This is a genomic window from Bradyrhizobium sp. G127, from assembly GCF_021502575.1.
In the GTDB taxonomy this organism is placed as follows: Bacteria; Pseudomonadota; Alphaproteobacteria; order Rhizobiales; family Xanthobacteraceae; genus Afipia.
This window is the reverse complement of the sequence record NZ_JAKFGN010000001.1, coordinates 2283664-2297600: the sequence shown is the minus strand read 5'-3', so window position 1 is coordinate 2297600 and position 13937 is coordinate 2283664. Positions and strand designations below refer to the sequence as shown.

General features: G+C 58.7%; 13 protein-coding genes. All 13 read right to left on the bottom strand.

The window, feature by feature from the left end; genetic code table 11:
• Positions 1-10: 10 nt before the first annotated feature.
• The 13 genes from LVY71_RS10775 to ihpA all read right to left on the bottom strand — a co-directional run bounded on the left by LVY71_RS10775 (position 11) and on the right by ihpA (position 13446).
• On the bottom strand, positions 11-649 hold the full coding sequence (locus LVY71_RS10775; RefSeq protein ID WP_024920099.1) for an acyl-homoserine-lactone synthase: 639 nt from the start codon (positions 647-649) through the stop codon (positions 11-13).
• A 176-nt stretch (positions 650-825) separates the two neighbouring features.
• Entirely contained in the window at positions 826-1554 is a 729-nt protein-coding gene (locus LVY71_RS10770; RefSeq protein WP_024920100.1) for an autoinducer binding domain-containing protein, read from the bottom strand.
• A gap of 289 nt (positions 1555-1843) precedes the next feature.
• Positions 1844-2743, bottom strand: a complete 900-nt coding sequence (locus LVY71_RS10765; protein WP_024920101.1) for a cation diffusion facilitator family transporter — start codon at positions 2741-2743, stop codon at positions 1844-1846.
• Between the two features lie 2 nt (positions 2744-2745).
• Entirely contained in the window at positions 2746-3603 is an 858-nt protein-coding gene (locus tag LVY71_RS10760; protein WP_024920102.1) for a hypothetical protein, read from the bottom strand.
• Positions 3604-4095 (bottom strand): hypothetical protein, encoded by a 492-nt coding sequence (locus LVY71_RS10755; protein ID WP_024920103.1) that lies wholly within the window; start codon positions 4093-4095, stop codon positions 3604-3606.
• Positions 4092-4376: a PilZ domain-containing protein gene (locus LVY71_RS10750; protein WP_024920104.1), complete on the bottom strand. Its 285-nt coding sequence runs from the start codon at positions 4374-4376 to the stop codon at positions 4092-4094. The genes LVY71_RS10755 and LVY71_RS10750 overlap by 4 nt, the downstream gene beginning before the upstream one ends.
• A gap of 19 nt (positions 4377-4395) precedes the next feature.
• The gene (locus LVY71_RS10745; RefSeq protein WP_024920105.1) at positions 4396-4710 is read right to left on the bottom strand and encodes a ferritin family protein; all 315 of its coding nucleotides are present in this window, start codon (positions 4708-4710) and stop codon (positions 4396-4398) included.
• Positions 4711-4753: 43 nt separating this feature from the next.
• Positions 4754-6925, bottom strand: a complete 2172-nt coding sequence (locus LVY71_RS10740) for a heavy metal translocating P-type ATPase (RefSeq protein WP_235099769.1) — start codon at positions 6923-6925, stop codon at positions 4754-4756.
• 123 nt (positions 6926-7048) lie between these two features.
• On the bottom strand, positions 7049-7507 hold the full coding sequence (locus LVY71_RS10735; RefSeq protein ID WP_235099768.1) for a hypothetical protein: 459 nt from the start codon (positions 7505-7507) through the stop codon (positions 7049-7051).
• Between the two features lie 28 nt (positions 7508-7535).
• Positions 7536-7910 carry a hypothetical protein gene (locus LVY71_RS10730; RefSeq protein WP_024920108.1) on the bottom strand — a complete coding sequence of 125 codons (375 nt, stop codon included), beginning with the start codon at positions 7908-7910 and terminating at the stop codon, positions 7536-7538.
• A gap of 14 nt (positions 7911-7924) precedes the next feature.
• Positions 7925-11116, bottom strand: a complete 3192-nt coding sequence (locus LVY71_RS10725) for an efflux RND transporter permease subunit (protein ID WP_235099767.1) — start codon at positions 11114-11116, stop codon at positions 7925-7927.
• Positions 11117-11221: 105 nt separating this feature from the next.
• Complete coding sequence (gene ihpB / locus LVY71_RS10720; RefSeq protein WP_024920110.1) at positions 11222-12175, bottom strand: divalent metal ion exporter adaptor subunit IhpB; 954 nt, start codon at positions 12173-12175, stop codon at positions 11222-11224.
• Complete coding sequence (gene ihpA / locus LVY71_RS10715) at positions 12172-13446, bottom strand: divalent metal ion exporter subunit IhpA (protein WP_024920111.1); 1275 nt, start codon at positions 13444-13446, stop codon at positions 12172-12174. Before ihpA ends, ihpB begins: the two co-directional genes overlap by 4 nt.
• Positions 13447-13937 lie beyond the last annotated feature (491 nt).

The following is a 13937-nucleotide window of genomic DNA, read 5'->3' as shown; positions in this document are numbered from 1 at the left end:
GTCGGGATAACTATGCCACCGCGCGCACAGCCATTGGCTCGACGAGGACAGGGCCCGCGATGCCGGCCTGGCGATACATTACGGCCAGCGATTTATCCGATCCGTCGAGGTATCCTGCTAGCGCCATGGTCTCCCCGAGCCGTTGCGGCTCCGCGATGCGCGCAAGTGGCCACCCGGCGCGGCGCAGGACGCGCTCCATACGGGTGTCGGTGACCGTGACGATCTTCTCGGCGCCTGCAGCCTGCCCGGCCTCGATCATCGCCGCGAACAGCATGAAAGTTACTCGGTTCAACCCGTTCTCGTTGAGCGCGAACACGAGTTCGGTGTCGACGCAGAAACGCGAGCTCTCGAGAATTCGTTCGCTGCATGGCGGCTGTTCGCCGCCAAGCAGAATAGCGAACGTATCGGCCAACATGTTCGCCCCGGTAGTCGGAAGCAGCCGGACGCTGCCTGCCACCTTTCCGGCACCCGTCATGACCAACAGGTAGGTTGGACTCAATATGTCGTAGACATCCAATTCGACGTCCCCCGAGACTGAAACGGTCCAATCCAGGCGTTCTTTGAAGACGCGACGGCGTAGCCGGTACATGGCGTTGAGCAGATCAAGGTGCTGACCGAACATCCGATTGGTGAGCGCGATAGCATACATTGTGACCTCCGGGTTGGCGGAGCAGTAACAAAAGCAAATCTTCGCGACGTACGTCGCCTGTAAGATTCAACAGGGTGATGTTGCGCATTCAATTCGAGCTGGTGATGCATTGCATGGACGCGCGCAAGTGGCCCATCGCTAGGACACAACGCGGCGGAACGGACGGAAATCAGGAATTAGATCAACAGACCCTGGCGCAAGGCCTCGGCGACGCATTGGGCGATGGACACCGCGCCGAGTTTGCGGCGCGCATTGTCCAGGTGGAAGCTCGCGGTGCGCGGCGTGATTTCAGCGAGGACGGCGATGTCGGCGGCGGTTTTGCCGCGCGAGGCCCACATCAGGCATTGCCGCTCTCGCTGGGTCAATGTCACGGTCGGAGTCATTACGGGTACTCGGAGCTGCAGCTTCGCGGTGAGATGACTATGAAAATAGAGACCCAGAAGCTGGAATATCTCCTTAGATTCACCAATGAGCGAGTCTGGCATTCTCGAAAGATCGTCGCTGGCGAGCGTGAACGCCGCGACACGTCCGAAGCCACCGCGGATCGGGACAGTGAGGCCGGACCGGATCCCAAACGTGGTCGCTTCGTCGAAAAAGTCACGCTGCGCCCGCGTGCCCAGGGGTTTTGCGGCCTCTCCGCTCCAGGTGAACAGGTCATGTTCGAGCGCGGCGCGGCGCACGACCGGGTCCAGCTGCTGGTAGCGCGACGCAAAATACCGGTTGGTCCAGGATTTCGGGTAAGAAGAGATAAGGATCGGCTCATTATCGGTTATCCGCAAATATGCAAACCACCGAAATCCGAGCCGCTGTGCCACGCGTATCGCTATGCGTTCGAAATCACCTTCATTTTCCGCCGTATGAATGGCGTCGATGAATTCCTGAAAGATGTGCTCGACGGATTTCATCGGGACCGTCTATCGGCGTGGACCCAATGGGGAGGTGAATACCGGAAGCGCCGGGCGATATGGAATGACCGACACGCCGAAATTGCGACCGTACTGCTGCTGAACCGCCGGCGTGTTGATTACGCCGACACGAATATCGGACGAACGTGACTCAGCTGCGGTTGGACTAACATTGAGGCCATTCATTTGGCGTAACGAGGATAATGCAAGGTGTCCAAAAGTTCTGCGGCGTAGGGATAGAACTTCTGCAAGCGGTACAGCGCCAGGCGTGGCGAGCCGGTATTCGACATCAAACATGCAGCACGGCCTCCTCCGCCCTCAAGACATCGTCCTCGACTTGGATTGTGACGTGGTCGATACCGAAATTATCCTTCATCACGCGGCGGGCGTTCTGCAGTGCGTCTCTGGCCTTCGAGATGTCAGCGACGACGAGATGGCAGCTCATTGCGTCAAACCCGGACGTCACAGTCCAGACGTGCAGATCTTGAACAGCGGTCACACCGGGGATGTCCATGAGCTTCCGTTCCAGCAATGCCAAATCGATATTCGGCGGCGTGCCCTCCATCAGGATATGCGTCACTTGTTTTAGGAGGGTCCATGTCCTTGGCACGATGAACAGGCCAATGCCGGCACCCATAATCGGATCAGCCAATCGCCAGCCCGTCCACATGATGATCAGGGCCGCGACAATAACGCCGACGGATCCCAGCATGTCGCCCAGCACCTCCAGATAGGCGCCCTTGACGTTCAAGCTTTCGGCTGACCCGCCGGCCAGCAACCGCATACTGATCAAGTTCACAACGAGGCCGATCGCCGCGACAATGAGCATCGGGCCGCTCAGAATTTCTGGCGGCGCTAGAAAGCGCTGATACGCCTCGTACAAGATGTAGACTGTCAGCAATAACAAAACTACGGCGTTGGTAAGCGCTGACAACACCTCCGTTCGCAAATAACCGTAGGTCAATTGTGGAGTGGCCTCACGCGCCGCGAAACGGATCGCGAGCAACGCCAGCGCAAGGCCGCCGACATCGGTCAACATGTGCGCCGCGTCCGCGAGCAGCGCCAAGCTGCCGGTAACCAAGGCACCGACCACCTCTGCAATCATGTAGGTGCCGGTCAGCGCCAGTGCCCAACGCAGTCGATTTGCGTGTTTTGCCGCTGCAGTTCCCGTCGAACCTCCGCCGTGCATCGCTAGACCTCCGCGTGTTTGTTATGCTGCGTGGCGGCGCCCCCGCCGAGCGACTTTCGCAGCCTTTCTTCGAGTTCGTCGAACAGAAAGAAACTGACGTCGTCCAGAGATCCATGCCCCCTTGCGAAGGGCTGCTCCAGAAGACGGACGAGGTACAACGCGTAGATAAACATGTAGGAGATGAAGCCGAACATCATTGCGGATGCCGGGTCCCCCTCCGTCTTTAGGAAGAGCATCATGATCACGATGGAGAACACCAGCGTCTGTACCAGCACGTGAACGGACGGTACGAACTCGACCCGCTGTATCTGATAGATGCGCAACATCGACCTGCGCAATACATCCTGCGTCGTCCGCAGGCGGACGACGAAATTTGCCGCCATGCCCATCCCTTCGAGGCGCCCGAAAATCGGCGTCAGCTTTGCAACCTCTTCCAAGACAGGTGGTATGTCCTTGTGATTGCGCGCATGGCTTAGACCCGCTCGCAATTTGTCAATCGTCGCCAACAGGATCTGCCGACATCCGCGCAGATCGAAATCCTTGTTAACCACAGCAAACGATTCGAGATCGCCGTCGATCGCCTCGATCGAGGTGCGAATGTCGGCGGGTATGCGCTCAGCTTCCTTGTAATCGGCGAGGATGCTGGAGAGAAGGAAACCGATGATGAAGATGGCGCCGCCGATCCCACTGGTCAGCAGCGCGTTCAGCTCGAGAAATTCCAATCCGAAATAGTGCACCCCGATCTTGACGCATCCGAGCACCAGGACGACGGCCACAACCGTAAAGAACAGCCGAAATTTCTTACGATAGCTAAGGCTCGCGCCTCCGAGATGGAGGTGCTGGATAATTGAAGACGCCATCTATGGTCCATTTCTTTCGGTTCGAACCGGCGTGAAGCCACGACCGTTCCACCGATATGTTTCACTAGTATCCAACTGCGAGACCTCTAAGCCGGCAATTCCTCCGGCGTTCGTCATCCTCACATCCAAAGCCTTCCTGCTAAACACGATCCGATAGCGGCCACGCGACTCCGCGTAGATTTCATGGAGACAGCCGTTACCGTTGCAGACGGCTGCCCGGTTCCCGCAGGCGAATTCCTCGAAATGCAGCGACACAAAGCGCCGGCCTCCTGCCTCGATTGAAACCGCGAAGTAATGGGCGGCGGCCGCCGCATTGCCGCACACGCGCTCAAGCGCAACTATTCGCCGTCTAATGTCGACTGGGAGTCCCTCGATGTGCTCGGATGCCCACGGTCTTTCCGTGGCCATGCCGCTGCGCGCCGACGACTGCCCGCTGGCCTGCAGGGACATCAGCAAAAACGCCGCGACCGGGATTGCCGACCGTCTTTTCAAGAGACGTTTCCTTTTGTCTGCACTGGCGTGCCTTCGTCCGTGCGATCGAAGAGAACCCCGATGCGCCGTTCGGACACCCAGATCCGCCGGCACGATCGAGAAATGTGATCCGAAGGGATGACGAGAACGAAACGAAGTGGAATGCCGAGAGGACTCGCGACCTCGAGCAACGCTCCGGAAGTACTCATGTTTCGGACGGTGCAGTCGATGACGGCGCCGCCGAAAGCAATCGTGCCGGCTTTCAGCACCCTTGTCCGCGGGCCCGACCTTTTCTCCTCCATGACTTTTCTCCATGTCAGATCAATCGACTTTCTTCTCGGCAGCCTCCCCGCGCTTCACGATATCGCCCTTCGTGAAAAGGATGCCCTGCAGTTCGGTCCGCCAGGCTACCTTCTTGCGTAAGAGAAACTCCAGATTCATGCCGAAGTGCTTGAATTCTTCCTTCTGCGCGTTCGCCATGATCGCCTTGGCGCTTTTGTCTTTTTCGACAGACATTCTCTGTTCGTACCAGCTGATGGCCTCCGCCTCCTCGATCAGAGAAGTGATCATCCGCGCGAAGGTGCGAATTTCCTGCGAGAGTTCTTCCGGCGGTTCGTGATACTGGTCGAAACCCATGTTGATATCCTTCTGTTCAAACAAATGTTGCCTCGACGTCGTGTCAGATCGCGGGTGGCTTCAGCAGGCGCAATGCATTCAATGTCACCACGACGGTCGCACCGGTGTCCGCGAGAATGGCCGGCCACAACCCCGTCACACCGACGACCGTGGTCACGAGGAAAACGGCCTTGAGACCGAGCGCAACTGTGATGTTCTGCTTGATATTCAGCATCGTCCGCTTCGACAGATCAACCATAGCGGCCACGTCCGCGACGCGGCCGTGAAGCACCGCTGCGTCGGCGGTTTCCAGCGCGACATCGGTACCGCCACCCATCGCAATCCCGACGTCCGCAGCAGCGAGCGCCGGTGCATCGTTGATACCGTCGCCAACCTTGGCAACAGAGAAGCCCTCCTTCTGAAGCTCGCCGACGATTCGTTGCTTGTCTTGGGGAAGCAGTTCAGCCTGCACCTCGATTCCAAGTTGTTTGCCGATCGCCGCCGCCGTGCGTCGATTGTCGCCGGTCAACATCAAGGTCCGAATGCCGATATCCGCCAGAAGCTTCAGGCCTCTCGCCGCGTCCGGACGCGGTTCGTCGCGCATCGCGATCGCGCCTGCAGGCATCTTGTCGATCAGCACGACTGATACCGTCTTGCCTTCATCGTTTAGCGCCACAATGCGACTGTTTTGCTCGTCGCTCAGTGCCGTGATATCGTCGGCTGCCTGAGGCGAACCCAGAAAGATCTGTTTGCCATCGACCGTCGCACGGACGCCCTTTCCGCCGATGGCCTGTGAATCCGAAGCCGGCGGTAACGATAACTTCTGCTCCGAGGCTTTCGCCAGGATAGCCGTCGCCAACGGGTGACTGGATCCTGACTCGAGTGCCGCGGCGACCCGCAGCACATCGGCTTCTGTGGTACCGAACGAAACGATATCGGTGACTTGCGGTTTTCCGGCCGTGAGCGTGCCCGTCTTGTCAAAACAGGCCATCGTGATCTTGCCGATCTGCTCCAGCACGGCGCCACCCTTCAGCAGAAGCCCACGCCGCGCACCGGCAGACAGGCTGGCGGCAATGGCAGCCGGTGTCGAAATCACCAGAGCACAGGGACAGCCGATCAGGAGGATAGCCAGTCCTTTGTATATCCACTCATTCCATAAACCGCCCATGAGCAACGGCGGGACGGTCGCGATTAACGTTGCAACGACGACTACGCCCGGCGTGTAGTAGCGGGAGAAACGATCGATGAATCGCTCAGTCGGTGCTTTCGATTCCTGAGCTTCCTCGACCAGCCGAACAACCCGTGCGATCGTGTTGTCAGCGGCTGCAGCGGTGACCCGAACACTGAGTAGCCCATCACCGTTGATCGTCCCGGCGAACAGACTTTGCTGTGGCCCCTTTCGGATAGGCATGCTTTCCCCGGAGACCGGCGCTTCGTCGATCGAACTCTCTCCGGATACGATGATGCCGTCCGCCGGGATGCGATCGCCGGGGCGGACCTGGATCATCGCGCCTACCGTAAGCGTATCGGCCTGAACTTCGCGAACTTGGCCGTTCTCTTCGAGCCTCGCGGTCTTTGGAATGAGTTCAGTCAGATTTTGGATGCTGGCGCGCGCACGACTCGCAGCAACGCCCTCCAACAGTTCTCCGATCAGGAACAGGAAGACGACTGCGGCCGCCTCCTCCGTTGCGCCTATAAAGACCGCGCCGATGGCCGCGATCGTCATCAACATCTCGATTGAAAATGGCGTGCCCGTGAACGCCGCAGAGATAGCTCGTCTTCCGATCGGGATCAGCCCGACCAGCATGGCTATCAGAAACGCCCAACGTTCCGTTGCCGGAAATGCTTTCCCCAGCAGGAATGCCGCGGCTAAAGCCGATCCGGACGCAATCGTGAGAAGTCCTTTGCTCGTCCGCCACCAAGACCCATCGATTGGACCATGATCGTGGGAGTGACCGTCCTGATGCACGTCCGTTGATTGCCCTACAGTTGGGTCCACCTTTGCAAACACGTGCTCGGTGCCAATAACCTTGTAGCCCAGAGCCACTATCCGAACGCGCAATGTTTCCGTGTCCGGAAGGTCATGTTTTACAATGACAGTTCCTCTGGACGCGGAAACATTGACTTCCGTAACACCGGCAACGCGCTTCAGCGCGTTCTCGATCTTGATCGCACAGGAAGCGCAGTCCATTCCCTCGACCCGCATCCGCGTTGTCACCAGCGTTTCTTGGGTCATCGGCGACTCCTGTTACCGAAAATCGGAAGATTCATGAGCTTGGTGCCGCTACATCGGCCCCCGAAGAATGTGATCGAAGGGTCGTCGTCCAAGGTCTGGCCGGAATTCCGGTGTTTTGGCCAGTCATGTCTTGCTTTCCTTGAGTAGCCGTTGGAAGAGCGCCGCGACGGCGTCGGAAAAGCGGAGCGCCGAATTCTGAGAGCAGTGATCCTCGAGAAAATGCAACTGACTGACGAGGTCGTACGTGACCGGGTTGAGATTGATCTGTTGGTCAGCCCCGCCCGGCTGGCTCGCCAGCATTCCACTCATAAAGCCTTGCGCCCAAGCCATGTAATCGCGACGGAGTATGGCGTTGGACTTCACGTCATCTTTGAACCGCTGGCACGTGGCTGCGCCCAGGCCGACGACCTTGCCTTTGGTCGACTGCGCCTCGGCTCCGGACCACGAACCAGCGACCGCCAGAAGCAGCATCCCAACGGTCATCTGGATTGACAGATGACGGACGCGCCGGCGAGATAAACGCCTCGCGGATTCTGACGCATCAGTAAAGCCGGTATGCCGCAAGCTCGACTTTATCGTCATGGAATTGTCCGTTGCTGCTCGCACTGGTCTATTTCGCAAACTTTGCCTGGCCCGATTTTCCCGCTTTCGTCTTCAACATCAGCGTCACGGACGCATTGGCGGGGATCGCCTTCTTGGCTTCTCCCTTCAATGCGCTATCTCCCGCGGGCGATAGAGTGATCGTTTCCTTCTCGGCACCGCTTGCAACGAGGGCCGAACCCGTAAAACCGTTCGTGGTAACCGGCTTGCTGGCCTCATCGACGATGTTGAACGTGATGGTGTTTCCGGAAGTGATGAGCTCGGCATGCACGCCCGCTACATCCTCCATCATCCCCCCGTTTGGGCCTTTCGAGCCGTGAGCATGTTGAGCCGCCGCGGGAACCGCCGACAACAACATCGCAGTCAGAATCAGAATAGCTCTCATGAGGTGTCTCCTTTTCAGTGTTGAGTTATGGCGTCGTCAGACACCGGGGTTTCGCGCCTAAACAGGACGTAGAGTGCGGGAAGAACCAGAAGGGTAAGAAGAGTCGAAGAAATGATGCCGCCGATAACAACGGTCGCCAGCGGTCGCTGAACCTCTGCGCCGGCCCCGGTCGCGATTGCCATCGGGACGAATCCCAACGAAGCGACCAATGCGGTCATCAACACTGGCCTCAACCGCGTAAGCGCGCCCTCCTCGACCGCCTCGACGATCTTCTTGCCTTCATGGCGCAACCGCTCGATGAACGTGATGATCACCAGACCATTGAGCACAGCGACACCCGACAGCGCGATGAAACCGATGCCCGCACTGATCGAGAGCGGAATGTCGCGTAAGATCAGTGCGAATATCCCTCCGGTCAGCGCGAGAGGGACGCCACTGAAAACGAGCAATGCATCCGGTGCAGACCCGAGGCTGACGAACAGCAGTATGAAGATCAGCATCAGCGCGATGGGAACGACAATCGTTAGCCGCTGGGTCGCAGAGACGAGTTGTTCGAACTGTCCGCCCCAGCCGATCCAGTAGCCTGCGGGAAGTTTGACCTTTTCCGCGATCTGGCGCTGCGCATCGGCGACGAACGATCCGAGGTCCCGTCCACGCACGTTTGCTGAGACGACGATGCGGCGCTTTCCATCCTCACGGCTAATTTGGTTGGGGCCCGGTGCAAGGTCGATTACAGCAAGCTCAGAGAGCGGGGCATATCGTATCTGGGCTAGCGGCGAGTTACCCCATAGCGCCGGCATCGCCTTCGCTTGGTTCTCGAGCGGCGGCAACGGAATCGGAAGCGCCTTGATCGCCTCCACATTCGACCGGAGATTTTCTGGAAGACGCACAACCAGATCGAAGCGACGATCGCCCTCAAAGACGAGACCTGCGGTTTTGCCTCCGACCGCGATCTCGACAAGATTCTGGACGTCGGCGACGCTGATTCCGTATCGGGCAAGCGCCTGACGATCGAGCTTGACGGTCAGAACCGGAAGACCCGAGACCTGCTCGGTCTTTACGTCGGCAGCGCCCTGCACAGTCTGGAGAACGGACTGAACCTGCCCAGCGACCTGCGCCAGCACGTCCAGATCGTCCCCGAATATCTTGACGCCGACGTCGCTTCGCACCCCCGAAATCAATTCGTTGAAGCGAAGCTGAATGGGCTGCGAGATTTCGTAGCTGCTTCCCGCGATCTCCTCGGCGGCTTTCTCGACCTCCTTGACGACTTCGGATTTGGGCTTCTTTGGATCCGGCCACTGGTCCCGCGGCTTCAGCATAACGTAGCCGTCGGAGATCGATGGCGGCATCGGGTCGGTCGCGACCTCCGCGGTGCCGGTTCGGGCGAAGGTCTCTTTGACCTCCGGGATCTTCAAAAGCCGCTTCTCGAGCAGTTTCTGCATCTCCAATGATTGCGTCAGGCTGGTCCCCGGAACACGCAAGGCCTGGACCGCGATATCTCCCTCGTCCAAACTCGGAATGAATTCGCCGCCCATCCGCGACGCGGCAAAGCCGCTTACAACAACCAGAACCGCGGCAAAGACGGCGACAGATTTGCGATACGTGATCGATTTCTCAAGAAGCGGCACGTAAACGTGTCGCGCACCGCGCATGAACCAGTTCTCTTTCTCCGATACTCGCCCGGTCACCATCAGCGCGACGGCGGCAGGAACGAACGTCATCGACAAAATGCTGGCTCCGAGGAGCGCGAGAAGCACTGTCAGCGCCATCGGCGTAAACATCTTGCCTTCGACGCCCGTTAGGGTCAGGACCGGCAGATAGACCACCGCGATGATCAACGTGCCAAAGAGGCTCGGCCGGATGACTTCGCGAGATCCGGCAAGGATCGTGTCGAAACGCTCTTCCCGTGTGAGGATACGCCCTTTCCGTTGCTGTTCATGAGCCAGCAGCCGCAAGCAGTTCTCCACGATGATCACGGCCCCGTCGATGATGATGCCGAAATCGATAGCGCCAAGACTCATAAGATTGGCGCTGACCTTGTTCTGGAACATCCCAGTGATCGTGAACAACATCGAAAGTGGGATTACGAAGGCAGTTGCGATCGCGGCCTTAAAGTTTCCGAGAATAAGGAACAGGATCACGATGACCAGCAACGCGCCTTCGACGAGGTTCTTTTCGACGGTTGCGATCGTTGCATCGACCAGATGTGTCCGGTCATAGATCGCGCGGGCCACGACACCGTCCGGAAGGGAGTTACCGATTTGATCGAGCTTGGCGGCAACGCGCTGCGCAACGGATCGACTGTTCTCGCCGATCAGGAGCATCGCGGTACCCAATACGATCTCATTTCCGTCGAGCGTGGCCGCACCAGTCCGTAGATCTTTGCCCTCCCTCACGTCGGCGACATCGGAGATGCGAACCGGCACTCCATTGCGGGATCCGATAACAATTTGCTTGATCTCATCGATGTTCGCGACCTGACCCGGCGTGCGGACGAGATACTGTTCGCCGTTGCGCTCGATATACCCCGCGCCGACGTTGGCGTTGTTGGCCGCGAGCGCGGCCATGACTTCGCGAAAACTAAGCTTGTAAGCCATCAACTGCGCGGGATTCGGAAGCACGTGGAATTGCTTCTCGAAGCCGCCAATCGTGTTGACCTCGATGACGCCCGAGACATTCCGAAGTTGCGGCTTGATGATCCAGTCCTGAATCGTGCGCAGATCGGTCGGACTGTAAGCTTGTCCGTCCGTTTTCTTCGCTCCGGCCTTGGCTTCCACCGTGAACAGATAGATTTCCCCAAGGCCGGTCGACACGGGGCCCATAGCGGTCTCGATGCCGGTCGGAAGGACATCCTTCACCCGCTGAACCCGCTCGTTGACGAGTTGCCTCGCGAAATAGATGTCAGTTCCGTCCTTGAAGACGACCGTGACCTGACTGAGTCCGTAGCGTGATAACGACCGCGTGTTCACCAAGTTCGGAAGTCCGCCCATGGCGGTCTCGATCGGAAAGGTGATCCGCTGCTCGACTTCGAGCGGTGAGTATCCCGGCGCGTTCGTGTTAATCTGGACCTGGACGTTCGTGATGTCCGGAACGGCATCGATTGGCAGACGCATAAAATTCCACACGCCAAGCCCGGCCATCAGCAGCACGCCGATCATCACCAGCCATCGCTGGCGTACCGAGAACAAAAGGATGGCGTCGATCATCGGACGTCTCCAAAGTGCAGATTGGGGAACGTGACGCCGAACCACGAAGCTGACGCGTAGCGTGTATGATGGTCGTCACGGCGCATGGATGAGCGCGTGGGATTATCAATGCTCATGAGATGCGGAGCCTTTCGCCAGCTCGGCTTTGACAACGAAGCTGTTCTTCGCGGCGTACTTGTCGCCTTCCAGAAGACCGAAGACGACTTCGACCTGCTCTGGATCTCGGGAGCCCAGTTCCACGTCCCGCACTTCGAACTTGTTTCCGTTTCTCACGAAGACGACATTGCGATTCTCAACGGTCTGTAACGCTTCGGACTTCACGACGACGGGGACCTCCTTGGCGGTCAAGATCAACTGGGCGGAAACGAACAGGCCGGCTCTCAGCCGAAGGTCGTCGTTCGATACGACCGCCCGTGCGAGCGCGCTCTGCGTGTCGCTACTGCCGATGGGCGAGATGTAGGAAAGCTTGGCTTCGATCGGCTTTCCGCCGTCTCCGATGTCAATAAGGACCGTGTCGCCGAGCTTTACCCTTGGAAGATCACGTCGATAGACCGACAGATCCACCCAGACGGTCGAGATGTCGGCAACCGTGAAGGCAGGTTTCTGCTCCGACGCGTACTCGCCGAGCGAAATCTGCCGGTCAATCACCGTGCCGGCGATCGGCGCCCGCATTTCGTAGACGGTCAGGCTCTGGTTGCTTTCGATCTTGGCGAGCAGTTCGCCTTTCTCGACCTGGTCTCCGATCCGCTTCTTAATTTCACGTACCACGCCCGGAAAGCGGGGCGTGACTTGCACGAGGGCTTCTTGATTGGGTTGCAGGATGCCATTCAACTGAAGAGCGTCGCGCAATGTACCTTTGGAAGCTGCAACGACTTCGATGCCTGCGGCAGCGACCTTCGCGTCGCTCATTTCGACACCTTCAGCGCCGTGTCCTTCCTCTTTTCCAGCGGCCGCTTCTTTCGTGGCCGGCGCCGCAGATTTGGACGGAGCGAAAGCATAAACGCCAGCTCCGACAGCGATTAGCGCGCCAATAATGAGCATGGTTCTGGAAATCTTCATCTTGCGCTCTCCCGCGCCAGTGCAAATGGATTGCCGACCAAACCTTCGATGGTGGCGACGGCGATGTGGAAATTCTGTTGCGCTTCCTGCTCACGCAGGCGCGCTTGCGCGACGGAAGCCTGCGCATCGAGGACTTCAAGAAGGGAAAAACGCCCCTGCCCATAACCTTCGAGGATCGCATCTGATGCCTGACGCGACTTCGGAATCGCCGTTTCACGCAGAATGGCGAGTTCGCGTAATGCGCCCTGAAGAGAGTCGTAAGCTCGTCCTGCGATCACGATTAGCGCGTTGCGGTTCGCCTCGCGCTCGGCGCGAGTCTTCGCCAGGCTCTCCTGAGCCGAGAGAATGTTACCCTGGTTCTGATCGAACACAGGAATTGCAGCCGAGATGCTCAACCGTACAGCGTTGTCTGCAGTCTCGTTGTAATGCCGCCATCCTGCGCCCACACGCAGGTCCGGGTATGGTCGCAGCCGCGCCTGCAGGAGCTCGGCATTACGCTGCGCATAAACCGCGGTCCATCGCACCAGTTGGGGATTGGCGTCGATCGCCGCGACGACGGCGCCGAACGATGGTGGGCGTCCCGTCGCATCAAGCCGCCCAGAGACGGCCGAGAACTTCGGAGCTGTATCACCCATCAACACAGCCAGTTCGCGTCGTGCGCTTGCAAGGAGTGATCTCACACGTTCGCGATCGGCCTTGACCAAAGAGGATGCGACCTCTGCTCGACCCGTTTCTGCCTGCGAGGATGCACCAGCCTCAACCCGGCGCTGCAGGAGAGGAGTTATCCTGTCGATCTGAGCGACCTGCTCGTCGAGAATCTGAATCCTGCGCTGCGCTCCAAGCACGCTGAGGTAGGCAACGGCCGTTTCCGAAAGCACCTCCAGGCGAATGGCCTTGCGCTGAATTTCGGCTGTATCAACACCCGCCTGACCAACGGCCATGCGTGCCTCCCGCTTGCCGAACAGTTCAAACAATTGACTGATCTGCAACGTGCTTTCGGCAGAGCGAGTGCCGCGGTATGCACCGGAGCCAAGGGAGTTGTCCTGTTCATAGGACACTTCCGGATTGATCAACGCACCGGCCTGTATCCGTTGGCCGGATGCAATGCCCACATCGCGTTCGGCCGCCGTCAGGCGGGGATTTGCAGCCAGAGCGCGTTGTAGCGCCGTCTGGAGCGACAATGTCTGGGAGTACGACACACCTGTGAGCCAAGGGCTGACAAGCAGTGCCGACGCACACGCAATTCGCGTGGCGACACTTCTGATCGACATGAAAATAGGAACCTGAAGAGCGGCCGAGAAAAGGCGCTCACGCGCCTGGCGAATGCATTCAGGTCAGGAATTTGGGGGGCGGAGTATCAAGTTCCGGGACGCGATCCCGACGGCAGACCTGCGGATATGCCAAGGAGGAGATCCGAGGCTCAACCGTGGCCGACATCTCGGGTGGCGCGGATATCGATACCGGGAAGCACCCATGACAGTGGTGCCCCGCCGCGGTCCCCTCATCAGAGTGACCGTCGTTTGTATCCACCGATGAAGCCACTACCGCGTTCGCCGGCGAACTGAATGGGCTGACGTCCGTCAGACCGTGCTGCAAGCAGCCAAACACGTACGTCAGCATCAGCAACACGACCGCAATCCTGCGCGGGGTACGCAGGTAGGAAGTCCGGTTGATGATCAGACGAGGTGACAAATCAGAAATCCAGTTCCTGTATGGGTTTACATAGCATGCATGACGAATGCATGTCGACCCGCAACAATAT

Coding starts and splice junctions, on each gene's coding strand:
- LVY71_RS10775 (WP_024920099.1), bottom strand. CDS start 649: ATGTATGCTATCGCGCTCACCAATCGGATGTTCGGTCAGCACCTTGAT.
- LVY71_RS10770 (WP_024920100.1), bottom strand. CDS start 1,554: ATGAAATCCGTCGAGCACATCTTTCAGGAATTCATCGACGCCATTCAT.
- LVY71_RS10765 (WP_024920101.1), bottom strand. CDS start 2,743: ATGCACGGCGGAGGTTCGACGGGAACTGCAGCGGCAAAACACGCAAAT.
- LVY71_RS10760 (WP_024920102.1), bottom strand. CDS start 3,603: ATGGCGTCTTCAATTATCCAGCACCTCCATCTCGGAGGCGCGAGCCTT.
- LVY71_RS10750 (WP_024920104.1), bottom strand. CDS start 4,376: ATGGAGGAGAAAAGGTCGGGCCCGCGGACAAGGGTGCTGAAAGCCGGC.
- LVY71_RS10745 (WP_024920105.1), bottom strand. CDS start 4,710: ATGGGTTTCGACCAGTATCACGAACCGCCGGAAGAACTCTCGCAGGAA.
- LVY71_RS10740 (WP_235099769.1), bottom strand. CDS start 6,925: ATGACCCAAGAAACGCTGGTGACAACGCGGATGCGGGTCGAGGGAATG.
- LVY71_RS10735 (WP_235099768.1), bottom strand. CDS start 7,507: ATGACGATAAAGTCGAGCTTGCGGCATACCGGCTTTACTGATGCGTCA.
- LVY71_RS10730 (WP_024920108.1), bottom strand. CDS start 7,910: ATGAGAGCTATTCTGATTCTGACTGCGATGTTGTTGTCGGCGGTTCCC.
- LVY71_RS10725 (WP_235099767.1), bottom strand. CDS start 11,116: ATGATCGACGCCATCCTTTTGTTCTCGGTACGCCAGCGATGGCTGGTG.
- ihpB (WP_024920110.1), bottom strand. CDS start 12,175: ATGAAGATTTCCAGAACCATGCTCATTATTGGCGCGCTAATCGCTGTC.
- ihpA (WP_024920111.1), bottom strand. CDS start 13,446: ATGTCGATCAGAAGTGTCGCCACGCGAATTGCGTGTGCGTCGGCACTG.